The 18,866-nt window shown below is 40.0% G+C and carries 18 protein-coding genes and 1 riboswitch; of the genes, 4 read left to right on the top strand and 14 right to left on the bottom strand.

Features of this window, described 5'->3' with window-relative positions; translation table 11 throughout:
• Window positions 1-439 precede the first annotated feature (439 nt).
• The 3 genes from I2484_RS11425 (at window position 440) to I2484_RS11415 (ending at window position 4,066) form a co-directional block, all read left to right on the top strand.
• Complete coding sequence (locus tag I2484_RS11425; protein WP_207151154.1) at window positions 440-1,915, top strand: protein adenylyltransferase SelO; 1,476 nt, start codon at window positions 440-442, stop codon at window positions 1,913-1,915.
• Window positions 1,916-2,053: 138 nt separating this feature from the next.
• Window positions 2,054-3,502: a DEAD/DEAH box helicase gene (locus I2484_RS11420; RefSeq protein WP_207151149.1), complete on the top strand. Its 1,449-nt coding sequence runs from the start codon at window positions 2,054-2,056 to the stop codon at window positions 3,500-3,502.
• Window positions 3,503-3,565: 63 nt separating this feature from the next.
• Window positions 3,566-4,066, top strand: coding sequence for a GNAT family N-acetyltransferase (locus I2484_RS11415; protein ID WP_207151148.1), 501 nt, complete (start codon window positions 3,566-3,568; stop codon window positions 4,064-4,066).
• Window positions 4,067-4,189: 123 nt separating this feature from the next.
• On the opposite strand, the gene I2484_RS11410 is transcribed toward I2484_RS11415, so the two are convergent.
• From I2484_RS11410 to I2484_RS11365, 10 genes are all read right to left on the bottom strand, one after another.
• Complete coding sequence (locus I2484_RS11410) at window positions 4,190-4,852, bottom strand: ribonuclease H family protein (RefSeq protein ID WP_207151147.1); 663 nt, start codon at window positions 4,850-4,852, stop codon at window positions 4,190-4,192.
• A 246-nt stretch (window positions 4,853-5,098) separates the two neighbouring features.
• Window positions 5,099-6,574: a DHA2 family efflux MFS transporter permease subunit gene (locus tag I2484_RS11405; protein WP_207151146.1), complete on the bottom strand. Its 1,476-nt coding sequence runs from the start codon at window positions 6,572-6,574 to the stop codon at window positions 5,099-5,101.
• Between the two features lie 65 nt (window positions 6,575-6,639).
• Window positions 6,640-7,059: a MarR family winged helix-turn-helix transcriptional regulator gene (locus I2484_RS11400; RefSeq protein WP_207151145.1), complete on the bottom strand. Its 420-nt coding sequence runs from the start codon at window positions 7,057-7,059 to the stop codon at window positions 6,640-6,642.
• Between the two features lie 371 nt (window positions 7,060-7,430).
• On the bottom strand, window positions 7,431-7,655 hold the full coding sequence (locus I2484_RS11395; protein ID WP_186670957.1) for a small, acid-soluble spore protein tlp: 225 nt from the start codon (window positions 7,653-7,655) through the stop codon (window positions 7,431-7,433).
• Between the two features lie 330 nt (window positions 7,656-7,985).
• Window positions 7,986-8,786, bottom strand: a complete 801-nt coding sequence (locus I2484_RS11390) for a TatD family hydrolase (protein WP_207151144.1) — start codon at window positions 8,784-8,786, stop codon at window positions 7,986-7,988.
• Complete coding sequence (locus I2484_RS11385) at window positions 8,767-9,501, bottom strand: ABC transporter ATP-binding protein (RefSeq protein ID WP_207151143.1); 735 nt, start codon at window positions 9,499-9,501, stop codon at window positions 8,767-8,769. Before I2484_RS11385 ends, I2484_RS11390 begins: the two co-directional genes overlap by 20 nt.
• The gene (locus I2484_RS11380; protein WP_207151153.1) at window positions 9,494-10,258 is read right to left on the bottom strand and encodes an ABC transporter permease; all 765 of its coding nucleotides are present in this window, start codon (window positions 10,256-10,258) and stop codon (window positions 9,494-9,496) included. The genes I2484_RS11385 and I2484_RS11380 overlap by 8 nt, the downstream gene beginning before the upstream one ends.
• A gap of 5 nt (window positions 10,259-10,263) precedes the next feature.
• A complete protein-coding gene (locus I2484_RS11375; RefSeq protein WP_207151142.1) occupies window positions 10,264-10,554 on the bottom strand; it encodes a thiamine-binding protein in 291 nt (96 codons plus the stop codon).
• Between the two features lie 12 nt (window positions 10,555-10,566).
• A complete protein-coding gene (locus I2484_RS11370; protein ID WP_255551342.1) occupies window positions 10,567-11,553 on the bottom strand; it encodes an ABC transporter substrate-binding protein in 987 nt (328 codons plus the stop codon).
• A gap of 100 nt (window positions 11,554-11,653) precedes the next feature.
• Window positions 11,654-11,762, bottom strand: a riboswitch (TPP riboswitch).
• A 384-nt stretch (window positions 11,763-12,146) separates the two neighbouring features.
• Window positions 12,147-12,716: a biotin transporter BioY gene (locus tag I2484_RS11365; RefSeq protein ID WP_207151141.1), complete on the bottom strand. Its 570-nt coding sequence runs from the start codon at window positions 12,714-12,716 to the stop codon at window positions 12,147-12,149.
• A gap of 715 nt (window positions 12,717-13,431) precedes the next feature.
• Here I2484_RS11365 and I2484_RS11360 point away from each other — a divergent pair.
• Window positions 13,432-14,358: a dipeptidase gene (locus I2484_RS11360; RefSeq protein ID WP_207151140.1), complete on the top strand. Its 927-nt coding sequence runs from the start codon at window positions 13,432-13,434 to the stop codon at window positions 14,356-14,358.
• 118 nt (window positions 14,359-14,476) lie between these two features.
• Here the strand turns inward: I2484_RS11360 and nagE are convergent, their stop codons facing one another.
• From nagE to I2484_RS11340, 4 genes are all read right to left on the bottom strand, one after another.
• A complete protein-coding gene (gene nagE, locus I2484_RS11355) occupies window positions 14,477-15,931 on the bottom strand; it encodes an N-acetylglucosamine-specific PTS transporter subunit IIBC (protein ID WP_207151139.1) in 1,455 nt (484 codons plus the stop codon).
• A gap of 77 nt (window positions 15,932-16,008) precedes the next feature.
• Window positions 16,009-16,827 (bottom strand): PRD domain-containing protein, encoded by an 819-nt coding sequence (locus I2484_RS11350; protein WP_207151138.1) that lies wholly within the window; start codon window positions 16,825-16,827, stop codon window positions 16,009-16,011.
• 40 nt (window positions 16,828-16,867) lie between these two features.
• A complete protein-coding gene (locus tag I2484_RS11345) occupies window positions 16,868-17,350 on the bottom strand; it encodes a PTS sugar transporter subunit IIA (RefSeq protein ID WP_207151137.1) in 483 nt (160 codons plus the stop codon).
• 408 nt (window positions 17,351-17,758) lie between these two features.
• Complete coding sequence (locus tag I2484_RS11340) at window positions 17,759-18,022, bottom strand: YqhV family protein (protein ID WP_207151136.1); 264 nt, start codon at window positions 18,020-18,022, stop codon at window positions 17,759-17,761.
• Window positions 18,023-18,866: the final 844 nt, after the last annotated feature.

The raw sequence follows: 18,866 nt of genomic DNA, 5'->3' as shown, positions 1-18,866 counted from the left end.
GTAAAGCCAGGTCAAACAACCATGTATAATTGCCCAACCGATTGACTTGTAAGCTGTGAATGAAATAACCATGGAAAGACAAGTTCCGAAACTAATGCCTTTTTTAAGTACATTTACTGTTCTTTGATTTTGATAATCTTTTTTCCCCATCTCAATCCCCCCAGTTTGAATCCGAAATAATCGCCAACAGAATAGTAGTTCATTTAATGAAGTTTAATAGGTTGAAAAAGTAGATTACACTAGCAGGTATTAACACTATACTCTGAAATTCAAAACTTAGACGAGGATATGAAAGTGATATCCAATTGAAAGCGGAAGGACAACAAGAATTGGTGCGTTATTTAGAAGGAATATATAGGGTATAATGAATTATCAGAAGTGGATACTACTAGTGATGAACTTACAAATAAATAAAAGCGTAAAGAAAGTAGGCGAACCGATGATGAAGAGAAATGAAGCAGTAGACGCGGGATGGAACTTTGACAACAGTTATGCTCATCTGCCAGAAATGCTTTTTACAATAATAGATCCAAATCCTGTAAGCACTCCGGAGTTAATTATAGTTAATGATTCTTTGGCGACATCCCTTGGATTGAATATCGAATCGATTCGAAGCAAGGATGGCATTGCGATATTTGCTGGTAACAGGGTTCCTGAAGGCGCTTTGCCGCTTGCTCAAGCCTATGCGGGGCATCAATTTGGGCATTTTGCAAGGCTAGGAGACGGCCGGGCCATGTTAATTGGCGAACAGATTACGCCTTTAGGTGAACGGTTTGATATTCAGCTTAAAGGCTCGGGCCGAACACCTTATTCTCGCGGTGGCGATGGTCGGGCGGCACTTGGACCGATGCTGCGTGAATATATAATTAGTGAAGCTATGTATGCGCTTGGTATTCCTACCACACGTAGTCTAGCGGTGGTGACAACAGGTGAATTCATCATCCGTGAAACCGACCTTCCTGGCGCCATTATGACTCGTGTGGCTGCCAGTCATCTGCGCTTTGGAACTTTTCAATATGTTGCAAAATGGGGCACGGATGAGGAGCTTCTGGCTCTGGCTGACTATGCACTAGAGCGCCATTTTCCTGACGTTGAAGCGGATGATAATCGCTACCTTGCGCTACTTCAGGAAGTGATCAAGCGTCAGGCCGCCTTGGTTGCCAAATGGCAATTGGTTGGTTTTATCCACGGAGTGATGAATACCGATAACATGACGATAAGTGGGGAGACCATCGATTATGGTCCTTGTGCATTCATGGATACCTATGACGCGGCAACGGTTTTCAGCTCCATTGACGTTCAAGGTCGCTATTCTTATGGCAATCAGCCGAATATTGCCGGGTGGAATCTGGCGCGATTCGCTGAAACGCTAATCCCACTACTGCATAAAGAGTATGCGGAGGGTGCCAAACTGGCGCAGGATGCTATTTCAGATTTTCCAGAGCAGTATCACGCGAATTGGCTTAAGGGAATGAGAGCGAAACTGGGGTTATTTAATGAAGAGATTGAGGATGAATCCCTTATTGAAGACCTTCTTCATATGATGGAGAAGCATCGAGAAGATTATACGAATACTTTCCGCGCATTAACTTTTGATAAATTGGAGGATATGGCCCTTTTTGAGACTCCGGAATTTGCCGAGTGGCATGAGTTATGGCAGGCAAGACTAGGTAGGCAGAAGGAATCGAAGGTCAGCTCTGGGCAGTTGATGCGAGACAGCAATCCTTCACTAATCCCACGGAACCATCGGGTAGAAGCAGCACTAGAAGCCGCCGTGAACAAAGGTGATTACGGTGTGATGGAGCGGCTACTTGAAGTTCTTTCAAGTCCGTATGCGTACACTTCTGGCCAGGATGATTATTCCACTCTTCCTGTGCACTCAATAAGCTCGTACCAAACCTTTTGCGGTACTTAATAATTTGCATTAAAAATCCGGTGCTAGCTGCTGCCACAATTCAAAGAGCATGAATTATGACGGTAACTGGCACCGGGTATGATGCTACACTTAATTATAAAAAAACAGGGTCAAATAATAATAAATGAGGTTACTTATATGAATGAAAGAAGTTTTGAAGATTATAAATTAAGCGATGAAATAAAAAGGGCTCTTGTTTTATTGAAATATGAAACGCCAACAGAGGTTCAAAGTGAAGTTATACCGAGAGCGCTGGAAAATCAGGATCTCATAGTGAAATCTCAAACGGGTAGTGGCAAGACGGCAGCTTTTGGTATCCCTCTTTGCGAAATGATTGATTGGGTGATGGAAAGCCCACAGGCATTAATTCTCACACCGACCCGAGAGCTTGCTGTTCAAGTTCAAGAGGATGTAGCGGCTATCGGAAGAGTTAAACGGATTAAAGCCATGGCGGTTTACGGCAAAGAATCCTTTAGTAAACAAGAGGAAGAGTTGGAACAAAAAACGCATATAGTTGTCGGTACACCAGGGCGTGTGATGGACCATATTGAAAGAGGAACATTATGTGTAGATGAAATAAAATACTTAATTATAGATGAAGCTGATAAAATGTTGACCATGGGCTTTGTTGCCCAAGTAGAAGCTATCATAAAAAAACTTCCCTTAAATAGAGTAACGATGGTATTTTCCGCTACATTTCCTAAAGCTGTTGAAAAACTTTGCCATAACTATATGAAAAACCCTATTTCCATTCAAATTGCTTCTACGGGAATCACGACGAGTGCGATTGAACATCGTGTAATTGAAGTGAAAGAAGCTGGAAAAATGTCATTGCTGAAAAATGTTACTGTTGTTGAAAACCCCGATAGCTGTATTATCTTCTGCAGAACTAAAGGGCATGTGGACGCTGTGTTTGTGGAATTGGAAAGATCCAACTATTCTTGTGAGAAAATTCACGGTGGAATTGTACAAGAAGACCGATTTGCGGTAATGGAAGGCTTCAAAATGGGGAATTTCCGTTATCTTGTGGCGACTGATGTGGCTGCAAGGGGAATCGATGTAGCAAAAATAACACTCGTGATCAACTATGACGTTCCCATGGAAAAAGAGAGCTATGTTCATCGAACTGGCAGAACCGGTCGTGCTGGTCATAAAGGTAAAGCGATTACGTTTGCAACTCCGAGTGACAGCAAAACACTTAAAGCAATTGAAGCATACATTGGCTTTGAGATTCCTGTTGGGGAAGCGCCGACGCAGCAGAAAGTAGTCGTTGGAAAAAATGCAATTGAGGAAAAAGTCAGTGGTCGTCAGAAGTCCAAAAACACAATACAAGTACAATCAAACAAGGATGTCATGAAACTTCATTTCAACGGTGGAAAAAAGAAAAAGCTTCGAGCCGTAGATTTTGTTGGGACAATTGCGAAACTTCCCGGCCTAACAGCAGATGATATTGGCATTATTGCGATTCAGGAAGAGTTGACTTATGTGGATATTCTAAATGGCAAAGGTTCATTAGTTTTGCAGGCCATGAAAGAAGCAACGATTAAAGGGAAGAAGCTTAAAGTTAGTAAGGCTAATGGAATTTGAATTTTCAAAGGTGAGCAGTCAGTAGCAGGTAACTTATAAAAATAGGGAAATGGGGGAATAGTTATGCGTTTGATAAGACCATCCATCGAATGGAAAAACGAGCATGAAGATTATTTGAAAGAGTGGGATGAACCTCGGATGACGCCGAGCAGTTTTAATTTAGCTGGTTATGAGAACTATGAAGTTTATTTGGATGCGCTGGAAATCCGGGAAAGTGGGGACGAAAAATGGGTGCCTAGCACGAACTATTTCTTGGTTGATGATACTGATAGAGTGCTAGCGATGGTTGACATACGGCATAGTCTGACAGATTATTTACATAATGTCGGCGGACATATCGGGTATGGTGTGAGACCTGCGGAAAGAAGGAAAGGTTATGCGACACTGATTCTTGCAGAGGCATTGAAGAAATGCGATGAACTTGAAATCAATCGGGTACTGGTAACTTGTAATGATGACAATATTGGATCTGCAAAAACGATAATGAAGAATGGCGGCATTGAAGTCAAAAGCTTTATTGAAGAAGATGGAACGGTCGTTCGGCGTTTTTGGATAGAGAAATAATTGCATGACGGTATTTCACAAGGAATTACCAACTGAAATTTCGGATATATGTAATAAACAGTCATGGAAATTAGTCACTCATGACTGTTTACAGGTATACTTTCCTATAAATTTTTGCACGCACTAATCCCCTGTAATTTCGCTCGTTGCCGTAATCGAGACTCCATTCAACGCCTGTGTTGCCAGCCGATCCGCTTCTGAATTTAATTTCCGCTGCACAAGTTTATACTCAGGTTGGATGCCGAGGTCTTTCAGCTTTTCTTCTATCCGGTCTGCCCAGCCCGACAGAACATTTTCGAGCGTCGGCCATTCCTCTGTCAGCTGGTTAATGACCACCTGAGAATCCCCGATGAACTGGACTGGTAGGTGATGGACATTCAAAAGATCGAGCTCCTGTATACCCAGGTAGAGTGCCGCATATTCTGCCTCGTTATTCGAAGTGAGTTCGGCAGAAGGTGCATTCCGCCGCAGCCTGTAGGATTTCCCGCTCTGCTCATAATAGATAACGCAGCCTAAACCCGATGTATTGGTCGCAAGGTCGAATCCACCGTCGAAATAAACTGTGATGTTATGTGGTTCAGTTTCGATTCCTTTCAAATAGCCCTTCATCTCTTTGACCGTCCATGTGCTGTCGAAGCGATCAATGAATGTTACGGTTTTGGTACGCCCAGTCCGCTCCAGGTCTTCGGCAATGACTAGAGCTTGCGCTGCCGGCATCTCATCAGAGCGAAAGACGGTTTCCGCGCCTCTGGATAATCTGTAAATCCATTCGATGAGAACATTCATAACCATTCCTCCTATATCAGTAAGTCTGTCTTTCTAGTCAACTCATTTTTCATCCAACAATTCCTAACCTCTATAAGTTTACCCAATGCAGTCCTGATTTATGAAACAAATCAGCTTGTCAGCAAGTCATTTAGAAAGCAAATTGCATAAATATAGAATGAAAACCAGACATTTGAGTAAATGTCTGGTTTTTAATTGTTTTCATTCAGATGTGTGGAGTACTTGTCTTCCATTAGTACTCTTAATTTAACCTCTACCAACTGCAACTTTTTTATTTTTCTTCGTAATTGAAATTGCCAATAAAATCATGGCAAGTAGACTAATAATCGCAAATGTTGTAGCTGCTAAGAAGGCGAAATTAATACCATGTAGTAATCCATCCGACGAAATAATACTAAGCTGTTCAGATGTCGGATTTCCTCCTGCTGTATTTATAACTTCTTTCGACACAAATAAATTCGTTTGAGTCGTCATAATGGTCGTCATGACGGCTGTTCCAATTGCTCCTGCAATGGCCTGAAGCGTATTTTGCATGGCTGTGCCATCACCGTGTAATTTACTGGGCAATGAATTTAATCCGGCAGTCGTAAGTGGCATCGTTAAGAAAGTGAGTCCAATCGACCGAACGAGATAAAGAACTGCGAGTAATACGATTCCTGATGTATACGTCAAATTGGTATAAGCTGCGGTTGTACCGACAAGTACTACTGTGCCGAAAATACCTATCCACTTGATGCCGTATCGATCATACATTCTTCCAGCAATCGGTGACATAATCGCCATGGCGATACTTCCTGGTAATAGAAATAGACCTGATTCTAATGCAGTCATTCCACGATTACTTTGTAAATAAATCGGGATTAAAATCATTGCGGCATACGTAACTCCGTTTACAAAGAAACTAATAATGATAGAAAATGTAAATTCAATTGACTTGAATATTTTTAAATCAATGAGTGGGTCTTTTGTATGCAGTTGTCGTATGACAAATAATATAAGTGAGATTACGCCTATAGATAGGGGAATTATGACAGTTAAACTGCCCCAACCCGCTTTGCCAGCTATACCAAACCCGTATAAAATACCGCCGAAGCCGAACGTTGACGTAATAACGCCCAAGATATCTAACTTGGCAGGTCGTGGCTCTGATACGTTTTTTAGCACAAAGAAAGCAGCGATTAACGCTGATAGAGAAAATGGTAAAATGGCGAAAAAGATAAAGCGCCATGATAAAGTCGTAATTAAAAAACCTGAAAGCGTAGGGCCGATTGCTGGTGCAAACATAATTGCAACCCCAACGATTCCCATTGCAGCACCGCGCTTCTCCATTGGGAAAAGTCGGAACACAACACTAATTAATAAGGGCATTACAATTCCTGCCCCAATCGCTTGCACAACACGTCCTGCTAAAAGAATTGTAAAACTTGGTGCAGTCCCACAAATTAGCGTGCCGATTGAAAAAACAATCATTGATGTAAAAAATAGTTGGCGGGTTGAAAAACGAGCCATCAAAAATGCCGTAATTGGAATGAAAATACCATTCACTAGCATATACAATGTAATCAACCATTGAGCAGTTGCTGTGGACACTTTAAATTCCTCAGACAATGTTGGTAATGCAACGTTTAGTACTGTTTGATTTAAAATTGCCGCGATAGCACCGATTAACAGCACTGTTAAAATCGGTCCTGTTTTAAAATTAGTTGTTTCTTTAATCTCCAATTAAATGAACTCCCTTTTCGAACAAATATTATTTCTTTAGCATGCTAAGTAATTAAGTAAAATAATCAAGTATTCAAATTGGATTCGATTTTTTGTAGGAGACGTTTCAGTATTATTCGGTCCTCTAGGTTAATGCCATTCAACATTTTTTCTTGATGATTACGCCATATTTCTGCGATTGAATTTTCAAGTGCGCTTCCTTTCTCCGTTAAGAAAACCCTTGTCACACGTCCATCCACCGCATCTTTCGTTCTAGTCACAAGTCCATATTCTTCTAGTTTTTTCACCATATTTGTCAAGGTCGGCGGTTCACAGCCCATGAGTTCAGACAACTCCGTTTGGCTCGCACCGTCTTTCTTCCACAATTGCCAAAGCAGATGATCTTGCCCGGCGTAGATTTTAACCTCTCTTAATGAATCCGCGTAATCTTTTCTTGCTTTCGCGGATGTTTTCGCGAACAATATCCGAATGTCTTCCTCAATCATGGTATCAATCCTTCATAAATTAGTTAGCCTGCTAACCTTACCTTGAATTGAATAGCTTTGTCAATGAAATTTCATGGATCCCATTGAATTCATTACGGCGCTAATGGCCTTCGCTCAGTTAATATAAGTATTCATTTGTTCAACATATATAGTCAGAAGGCGAGGTTAAATTGTAGGGGGAAAGAGTAGATATCTTGGCTTAATCTGTAAATAGTATTCAAACTGAAAATGACCCACCATGGTTCGCATGGGTAAGAGCCATGGTGGGTTCTGTTGTCAATACTAGACAGTAGCTACAAAAATGTGTATAGCTTTAAACGTGTAGCGAAGTAGGAGTGAACAAGTAGGCATAGCATCGAACAAATCTATACTTACATCCTTTTTATATATCCGTTAATTCTTGATTTTTCTTCCGCGCTAATTTCAGTTCGCAATCCTTCAATGCTTTCTTTCCGTCGCTCATTTTTCTCCTTGATTGCAGCAAGTTCTTTCCCCTCAGCGAATTCCATTGCTACTTCTGCTGCTTCCATATTACTGATTGTTTTTTTTAGCCTATTTACATTGTCATCTGAATCATTCGGTTTGATGCTAGTCATTTTACGTCCTCCTTCATTTTATAAAAAATCCTTCAAGAGATAGCATTCCCAAATTCACACTAATTATTTGCCAATTATATTTTTTGGGAAAGGGTGAACAAGTAGTTACATCCACCGATTACTACATGTTGAATAAGGTAAAGAAGCTGAATAACGTGAGCTAGGCGAATTTATTATAGTAGCATGGTTTATTGGTAAAGAGATGGGCTAGATAGTTCAAAATGTGGGCGATGAATTCATGGGATATCAAAATGGATCTTTATTCCAATAGAGGTTGTAGTGGAAGAAGGTAATCTTAAGGAAATGCGCTAATTATAAGCGCATTTCCTTTCAACAAAAGTAAAATCTTTCTGTGTTGTCGTAAACATGTCGATATACATCACGGTAATCCAGTTTTTTTACGGATGCAATTGCTGCAATGGATTGGTGCATCATAGTTGGATGCGTCATCTCATTTTCAAATGGTCCCAAGAATGGCCATGGACCATCTGTTTCGACCATTAAGCGTTCAATGGGGTATTGGGAAATCAGTATTTGGATCTCTTGTTCATATACGCAATCGGGCGTCACAGATACATAGTAATCATTCCTAATCATCCGTTCAACAGTGGATGGCGCTCCCTTAAACCAATGGAAATGCGCTTTATTCACAGAATGTTTTTCCAAGATATCACATACCGTTTCAGCATCTTCGTAAACAGCGTGGAGAACAATCGGTTTATTCCACATTTGTGCTTTACTAATGAACGCTTCGAGAGCCTCAATATATGGCTCTAGTTGAAGGGCAGGATTTGTTTCCCTCAAATAATAGGGGAGTCCAACTTCACCAATGGCAATCATCTGATCTTTATATAAGTGCATGAATGAAAATAATTCTTGCATGACTTTGTCTGTCGGTGGCTTTTGCTCAGGATGATAACCAAAGGCCGGATGGATGCCAGAATGAGATTCCGCAAGTTTCAAGTTGTTGATGCTTGAAACTAGATCCATCGAAACGCTAATCAGACCGTTTAGTGCGGTGGACGGGCGTTCCATATAGTCAATGATTGCCCTTTGCTCGGATTTTACATATTGGTCAAGATGGATGTGTGCATCAATGAGTGCAAGTTTTTCATCTGCCTCGTAGTTCATAATGAATCTCCCTTTTCAATTTCATAAATTGCTCACTTAATAAAATATCTTCCGACCGTGGGCGTGGAAAAGGAACGATGATTTGCTTATGGATGGATGCCGGTTTATCAGAAAGGATTAGAATTCTATCTGATAAATAAAGAGCTTCTTCAATATTATGCGTAATGAAAACGATCGATTTGCGGTATTCTTCCCAAATTGTTAGTAACCATTCTTGCATTTCAAATCTCGTAAATTCATCGAGGGCAGAGAAGGGTTCATCTAAACAGATGATGGACTGCGGGCTGTTGAGACTTCGAATGAAGGCGACACGTTGTTTCATCCCACCGGATAATTGGTGTGGATAGGACTGTTCATACCCACTTAGTCCTGCTTTTTCAATTAACTCTAACGCGTTACCCATATCTTTTTGACCAGCAATTTCAGAACTTAATAAAACATTTTGTATAATGGTCCGCCATGGAAACAAGGATGGGTTTTGTGGCATATAGCTAATGTGGCCACGGGAGTTGTTTAGATCTATGCCATCTAGCGTAATCTTACCGTTGTCCGGGGCATATAACCCGCCAATTAGCTGAAACAATGTGCTTTTTCCACTGCCGGAAGGACCGACAATCGTGACGAACTCGCCTTCATCGACATGAAATGAAACATCTTGAAGTACGTGATTTTCACCATAAGACTTTGATATATGTTGTAAAGTTAACTTACCCATTGGATGAATTCTCTCCTTGCCGTTGCCATCTTAATAGCCATTTTTCAATGAGTGCAATAATGGCGAAAAAGGTTAAGCTTAAAATCATAATGAGTAAAATTGCGACAAACACACGATCTGTTTTAAAGGAAGAAGATGCAAGTGTCATATACACACCAATTCCTTTATTCGCACCGAGCCATTCTGAAATGACAGCCCCCATAACGCTATATGTACCTGCAATTTTTAAACCGGAAAATATGGAAGGGAGGGCATAGGGCCATTGCAACTTCCAAAAGACTTGCCGATTTGTCGCACCTGTCATTTTCATATAATGCAATAGATCTCGGTCGGTTTGCCGTAACCCGTCCAATGTCGCGATGGTGATTGGGAAAAAGCAAACGAGTACAATGACGATTACTTTCGGTATCATACCGAATCCGAACCAGATGACAAGCAAAGGCGCTAAAACGATGATTGGAATATTTTGTGATAAAATGAGCAGTGGATAGAAAGCTTCCTGTAAAACGGGTAAACGAAATAAGAGCGTTGCGACCGTTAGCCCGACAATGATTCCAATCATATAACCTATAAGCGTGAGACGAATGGTCGATAAGATATGGCCAGAATAATGCATCCAACCATGAATCGCTTCTTGCCACACTTGCGTAGGGACCGGGAGCAACCATGCAGGAATGTTAAAAACACGACCTGCAATTTCCCAAATGCTAAGTAAAAGGATGATGACCAATGTTGGCCGCCATCCTCTTTTCAACATACTTTTCAACGGTATTTCTCCGTCAATTTTTCCATCGAAGCACCTTCCGGCTTATAAAATATTTTCACTTGTGAAATGATACTTGAGGAACCTTTTTCAACCATTCGTTCATTCATTTTTTGAACAATCTCCAGAAGTTCAGTCAAATTTCCTTCCATTGTAGTTTCAAGTGGGGATACTTGATAAGGGACGCCTGCCTCTTCAATGACAGCGATGGCGGCATCAACGTAGGGAATCACATCTTCTCCGTTGGGTGTTTTTGGTATGATTTGAATACTAACTAATGCGTTTGCCATGTTAGTTCCTCCTTATTTGGGTAAAAATTTGTTGGTAAATGCGTCTTCTGCAATAAATACTTCGTCGAGCAAGTTATTTTCAGTCATCCATTCTGCGTAGCCTTCCCAAATAGTAAGCTTTTGTTCACCCCAACGAGGTGCATCGTCTTTGTATTTAGCTGAAATCCATTGCTGACTCGCTTTGACAAGTTCTTCGTCAAGATCAGGAACCGCTTTCGATAAAATCGATGCCGCTTCATCCGGACTTTCAATTGCGAATTCATACCCTTTTGCAACTGCTTTGACAAAAGCGTGGACTGTTTCTGGATTGTCGCTAATCATTTTTTCATTCGTCGTAATGACGGGTGTGTAATAGTCGAGCTTATCCGAGAAATCTTTTAGATACTGCATATTTAAGTCGATACCACGAAGTTCTGCTTCAACTCCTGTCCACGCGTAGTAAATCCATGCAAAGTCGATATCACGTTCGACTGCTGTGAAGAAGTCGGAATTACCCATGTTGATATATTCAACTTGATTGGCATCTGCATGTTCTTTTACCATTAATGAAGTGATGAGCGCCTGTTCAACTGGAGCACCCCAGCCACCATATGTCTTTCCTTCGTAATCTTCCGGTGATTCGATGCCTTTTTTCTTCAAAGAGGCAAACCCCGATGTATTATGTTGGAGAATCGTCGCAATGGAAACGATTGGTATATCTTGTGTGCGTGCTGCTGTAATCGATTCTTGTGCACTGATTCCAAATTGTGCTTTACCTGCCGCAACAAGTTGGTCAGCACCCGCTTCGCCTGGTAGCATAATTTCCACATCAAGTCCTTGTTCTTTAAAAAAACCTTTTTCCTGTGCAACATACAAGCCGGTGTGGTTTGTATTCGGCGTCCAATCGAGTACAATTTGGATCTTCTCCAATTCTCCATCTTTCTTCGACTCATTGCTTTTATCACTACTACATGCTGTAAGTAATAAAATCAGCGCGACGAACAACCAAACTTTTTTCAATCGTGTTCCTCCCCAGCTATTCATAGCAATTACAAGTAAACAATTAATTGGAATACAAAAATGCGTCCTTCGTGAAACCGAAGAACGCATAAACATAGGAATGCCTAATGAGTATGTTCCCTCCGCTGGCTTTTACCAGATCAGGTTCCAAGGGTCTATACTTTTTGAGTATATCTCAACCAGCCTAACTGGTACCCCCACATAATTGTAACTGTATGAATTTTTTATGATCATTACATCTACTACTCTGCCACAGTCAGTTCAATGAATCAAGTACAAATTGAAAAAAGGCTTCGTAATAGTTTGAAGACTAGAATAATAAATGCATTCATAACATGGAAAGAGTGTAAGTGCCCGAAGATGCAATTTCGGCTACTCATGATCGTTGTATAATGTGCTTCTTGCTTACTTTTAACAAAGTTTATGCATCTAATCATGTAATGTCTTATAGAAAGTGACACTTCTTTACTAGTTATTTTAGTAAATCAACAAACGTGTAAGAATAGACATGAAGTCGATTTGACTAGCAGTTGAATAATGAAAAATACCGGATTCCAAAACAATTTTCAGTCGTTTAGGGAACCCGGTATGAACTATTTCGCTTCAGCAGTCCAAGTGTTTAATAGACTAGTTGATTTCAACCTATTTCTAACAGTAATGCCAGCCCATGCTGCCAGTGTTGCTTTAATGACGCCGACAAGAAGGAATGGAGCAAATCCACCTGTAAATGCTGCGGTCCAAGATAGATTTGCAATAACTTTTAACCAAACTGTACCAAACGTTAACGCAATAAACATTCCGATTACGTTTGCAATAATTGCATTTTTAACTGTGAAGCTCGTTTTTTCAAGAAAAAAGCCAATGATAAAAGCAGTTGGGATGAACCCGATTAAATACCCACCAGTAGGCCCGATTAGAATACCTAAACCGCCAGACATCTGTGCGAATACCGGTATACCTATTGCGCCCATGCATAAATAAATGAGTACTGACAATGTACCATATCGTGCACCTAATATTGTCGCAGCAAGTCCGATAGCAAGTGTTTGTCCAGTAATTGGTACAAGTGGTAATGGAATGGTTATTTGTGCCAATACACCAATAATTGCTGCGAATAGTGCAGAGATAATCATCATTCTTAGTTTATAACTTGATTCTGTCATAGTTACAGATCCCCTTTTTGTGTTATTCATAAATCAATTATAGTTGACTCATTCATTGTATAATAGCTTATCTAATTTCGTCAACACGATTATTTCTAAAACGTCTGTGCGGAATCGAGCTGGTTAAAGTGCGATTCCTTTTCGAACTACGTGTTCGTTATCACTCTACATTAAAAATGAGAGAGCTTAGTATGCTATCGAGACCCATTAGCGATGTAGTTGTCTTCATGTCACGACACGCAATGAGTAATGACAAATTGAATGAAATGGTGGAAATTCTAAAGGAGAGCATTGTATGAATGATAACTAAATATTGAGTACATTTTCAGGGGATTAGTGTGAGTAGTTAAACTTTCAAGACTGTTTGTCGCATAGATAATCGAAAACCATCACTTGGACTATGCTGAGTGCTGGTTTTATTATTCTGAGATGAAGTTGAAATCCTAATTATTATTTGCTAACATCGTTACTATCAGATATTTCTAATCATTGATGCTATATATATAATTGGAAGGTGTAACGGTATGTGCATCAAGTATAGGAAAACCTACAAAGGAGATACGATAGTAATTATCAAATCTGCCAATCCTCCTAAAGTGGAGGACCTACAAAAAAGGTTGTTACTTTAATAGACGGCCATTGTATAACTTTCTACCAGGTCGAAATAGTGTTAATGAAAACCTAAAAAGATAAGCGGTGAAAGGTGGGAAATAAATTGAGAATTATCGACTTACATTGTGACGTATTGCTGAGATTGTATGAATCAAAGGGGGAAATGAAGTTTCGAGATTCGTTGGAGCTTGATACGAGTTATGAAAAATTAATAAAGGGGGGAGTAAAGGTACAAGCATTCGCTATATTCGTGTATCCCGAAATAAAATCAGATCAAAAATTCCAAGCCGTTTTAGATCAAATTCATTATTTCTATACAGATGTACTTGGGAACAATCCGAATATGAAACTGATCAAGGAATGGAGCGAATTCGATCAGTTAAAAGACGGAGAAATTGGAGCGATGTTGACACTTGAAGGTGTTGATGCAATCGGAAACGATCTGCAAAAGCTATCTATTCTCCATCAACTGGGTGTTCGTTCGATAGGACTTACTTGGAATAATGCCAACTTGGCAGCAGACGGTGCGGGGGAGCCACGTGGAGCGGGACTTACTTCGTTTGGCAAAGAGATTGTTCATTTCAATAACGAACATAAAATTTTGACCGATGTTTCCCATTTATGTGAAAAGGCTTTTTGGGATGTCATGGAAGAAGCAAACTATCCGATTGCGAGCCATTCGAATGCCAAATTGTTATGCAATCATGTTCGTAATCTGACAGATGATCAAGCAAAAGCACTGTTTGAAAAAAATGGGCTCGTCCATGTCGTCTACAATCCGCCGTTTGTGAAGGAACAAGGGGAAGTGGCGATAACAGACCTAATTGAACATATTGACCATTTCTGTTCGTTAGGAGGGGAGAAACAAATTGGATTAGGCTCAGACTTCGATGGTATTTCGTCTAAAATTGTTAATTTAGAGGATGCATCTATGCATCCGAATTTACTAAATGAGTTGCTAAAAAAATACAGTGAAGAGACGGTAAAAGGTTTTGCCTACCAAAACTTTATGGATCATCGTCCTAAATAAACGGTAAATATAAACTGAAACAGATTAAGTGAATAGTAGTGCGTACCAAGAAGTAATGACGAAAATGCAAAAAAAGACCGGGTCTGCAGAGGCCCGGTCCATTCATAATCGCTTGTTATCATTTGCGAATTTTTTCAATTTCATCCGCTACGAATTGTACACTTGTTCCGACAATAACTTGAATACTTTGTGGACCTACCACATTTATACCCGGTACACCTGTATCTTTAATTTTCTTTTGATCTACTGCATTCATATCTTTTACCTCCACGCGTAAACGTGTCGCACAGTAGTCGATAGAAGTTACGTTAGCGTCTCCGCCTAAACCATCAAAAATCTTAGCGGCCATACCTGAGAATTTATTTCCAGTAGTAGTGCTTGCAACTCCGTTTATTTCCTCATCTTCTACATCCTCATCGTCTTCTCTACCAGGTGTTTTCAAGTTGAATTTGACGATTAAGAATCGGAATAAGAAGTAGTAAATTAACGCAAACACTAAACCTTGAACAATTAACATATATGGTTGATTGGCGAGTGGGATTTTCAGACTCAAGAAAAAGTCGACAAATCCTGCACTAAATGCAAAACCTGCTGTCCAGTGGAACGTTGCAGCAATAAACAAGGAAAGACCGGTTAAAGCCGCATGCACAACATAAAGAGCTGGAGCTAAGAACATAAATGCAAATTCAAGAGGTTCAGTAACACCTGTGAAAAATGAGGCGAAAGCTGCTGCAATCATCAATGATGCTGCTTGCTTTTTCCTTTTTGTTTTAGCGGTATGATACATTGCAAGTGCTGCAGCTGGTAAGCCGAACATCATGATTGGGAAGAAACCTGCTTGATACATACCTGTGATACCTTTGATGCCCGTTCCGTTTCGGAATTTTCCGATGTCGTCAATACCGATTGTGTCAAACCAGAATACCGCATTCAGCGCATGATGCAAACCAGTTGGAATTAGTAGACGGTTAAAGAATCCATATAGTCCCGCACCAACAGCGCCCATTTTACTAATTGCCTCACCAAAAGAAACTAATCCTGTAAAGACGACTGGCCATATAAAGAACAATGCTGCTGAAACTACTAACATTGCAAGAGAAGTCATAATGGGTACTAATCGTTTACCACTAAAGAATGCCAATGCATCTGGTAATTGTACATGACTAAAACGATTGTACATGATTGATGCAATAATCCCGGAAAGAATACCAATAAAAGCATTTTCGATTTTACCAAATGCGGCGTTCACATTTTCTGGATCAACGCCTTGTAGCATAGCAACCGTACCTGTTGCTAATAATGTTTTTACAACTAAGAAGGCAACCAAACCACTTAAAGCAGCTGAACCATCTTTGTCTTTAGACATCCCAAGTGCTACACCAACCGCAAAAAGAATTGGGATATTATCAATAATGGAAGCCCCAGCTTTAATTAAGAAAGCAGCTAATGCATTCCCTGATCCCCAACCCTCAGGGTCAATCCAATACCCAATCCCCATCAAAATTGCCGCAGCAGGTAAGACAGCTACAGGTAACATCAAAGAACGACCAAGTTTTTGAAGGTATTTCATCATGTTAAACTCACCCCTATTCATAGTTTTTTTGATAGATTGTTCGGGAAAATATATAATGATGACGACTCATGTTGCCCTTATGGTTTTCTTAATCGTTCAATATGAAGTGCGATATAGCCCAACTCTTGTTCATGCAGCTCGACAGCATGTAATACAACTAATTCCTTTGCAACCTCGGTCGCACAATTATACGAAAGAGGAAACTTTTTTTTAATCATGACCAACATTTCCTCGTCCATCGTGTGAAGGCCATACTGATTTATTCTTGTTAAGGCAGAGCGAAGATGCGTGATCAGGCGATGATAAGAAATATCGTCCTCTTCAATCGTGATCATTAAGTGTTCCTTAATTGTTTTGACCATATCTCTTATAATCGCCGTTTGTCTTACCGTTTGGTGCAAATCACCTCCTTGTGGTTTCATGGTATGGATATGAAGAGCGATATAAGCAGCTTCATCTACGGGCATATCAACTTGACATTTTTCTTTTATATGTTGGATTGCCCAAAGACCAATTTCAAATTCTCTTCTATATAATATTTTTATTTCATGCAAGAGCTTATTGTTTAGATGAATACCATCTCTCACTCTCTCAATTGCAAATGAGAGATGATCAGTAAGGACGATATGAATATGCTCGTTTAACTTTGTCCCCATATACGCCTCTGCATATGAAATAACTTCTTCTGAAATGGTGAAATGTTCTTCCGGAATACGACTTAGAAGCTGCTGTAGCTTGTCATTCTCTCTCATAACAAACAGCTTTTCGATTTTTTGAACATTCACGATATCATTTCGTTTCTTATTAAAAGCAATCCCGGCGCCAACAGCAATCTTCTCATGCTGGCCATCTAGTACGACTACAGCGTTGTTATTGAGAATCTTTGTTATTTTCATCGAAAGTCACCGCCTTCTTTTCACTGGATTTAACGGTGCATCACTTGGCAGAAACGGTCATTAAAACGGTTTCTCCCATGATGCCTTCTTTTATAACTTCGCATTGCACATTTCGTTCTGCACTATTTGTAATCACGATGGGTGTTATAATGCTTTTGGCATGTTCGCGAATATAATCCCAATCTACTTCAATGAGTGATTGGCCGACGGAAACTTTGTCGCCTGCTGTGACCAATACTGTAAAGCCTTTTCCTTTTAATGAAACCGTTTCCAATCCGACGTGAATAAGAATTTCCGTCCCGTCACTTGAACGAAGGCCAATCGCGTGCTTTGTATCAGATACTAAGACGACAGTTCCATCTATAGGTGCATGAATATTACCTTGTACTGGCATGATAGCAATTCCTTCACCCAACATTTTTTGGCTAAAGACGGGGTCTGGAACTTGGTCAAGCGGTATGATTTCTCCGTTAACAGGTGCGAATATTTGTAGTTTTCTTTTCTTGAATAATTTGGATAGCATGTCTGTGGACTCCTTTATTGTCGGCGATGTGGGGCTCGTATACCTATTTATATTGCATAATCACAACGAGCAGAACAAGAAAAGGCATGGGGTAAAAAAGAAGATTTTTTAAAAATCCTCTAAGTTTACCACCATGCCTGATCGAGTCAGTAACATGTGATCCGCTATTAAACTTCTATTCGGATAATATCATTAAATTTATTATAATGCAATAGGAGAATAAGCTTTTTTTTACAAAGTTGAAAACTTATAGTTCTTACAATGGGAAATGCACCGAGGGTAGTTCTTTTGTTAGTCTGCATGACAGTATCACATTTCGGCTTATTCACGGAAAGTGGTAGAGGCTATCAGGATATGCATTCCGCCCTAATAATGATAGCGCTGATTTGAATGTTTTTTTTGATTAATTTATTTGGATTTTAAACTGATAAGGATGAGTAAAATTCCACCAAAGAGGCAAATCATCCTTATGAATGAAATCTTTTCAGTTAGGCCAACCAATGCTATTCCTGTCGTAATAATTAATATAACAGGACCTACTAAGGCAAGTAGGGTGTTGATATAAAAGGCTTTTTCTAAATCGTTAAATTTATACATAAACATTGCTGCTGTAATATCAATACTTCCTGATAAAATTCTCAATATTATTATGAAAAGAAGTGCTTTTTCCATCAATAAATACAACGCCTCCACCCATTGTTAGTCAGCTATATTAGTTTGTCCCTTGTCGTAGTTCCTAAAGTATATGTTTGCTTTCCTTCTATTAGTAGAGAATACGTCTGTTGATTTATCAAAAGTAACCAGCAAATAACTTGATCACCCCTGGCAACTACTTGTATAGTTGCATTTGGATTTCTTTGGATTAAACGACTTCTATACAATTATCGAGATGTCTGGATATGTAGGGATGCGACTTTGTCGCATCCCTACATAGTTTTCCCGGTAATCGTATGGTGGTCCTCCATCCGCCCTGCTCCAAACGCATAAGTTCACGTAGTGCATTTGGAGCTTTCTGGGACGAAAGAATAGAGGGGCATCTACCTGGATAAAAGCCGCCAAAGATGCAATTTTGTCGGCTGAAACTTTCTTTATAGTTTTTCTTTTTTATATTAAGGAAGTGTCACTTTCTGTAAGGCATCACATGATTAGATGCATACTCTTTGCTGAAAGTAAGCAAGGAACATATTGTACAAAGTACTAGAGTGCCCGAAATTGTATCTTCGGGCACTTACACCCTTTATAGAAAGTCATCTATTCTTTTCTTTCAAAGCAACTGCATTTTTCACTTGAACATTGTAGGAACGCGACAGGGAACTACTCGCAACAGTATTAGAGAAAAGCGTGTGGCTAGAAGTGACGAAGTCACTTCTAGCCACACACGCCCCTCGAGGGAGGAATGAACTGCAATTCCTCCTTAAACCTGTTGTGACTATTTTGCCGAAAGCGAGCCGGAAATGGTCCAGTTAAAATGGAGGATATCAAGCCCTTCTCACCAGTATTTTATGCGAATAAATGG

Origin of the sequence: Sporosarcina sp. E16_8, from assembly GCF_017347095.1 — a bacterium.
In the GTDB taxonomy this organism is placed as follows: domain Bacteria; phylum Bacillota; class Bacilli; order Bacillales_A; family Planococcaceae; genus Sporosarcina.
Note: the sequence above shows the minus strand (reverse complement) of the source record. Positions and strands in the feature narration are given on the sequence as shown.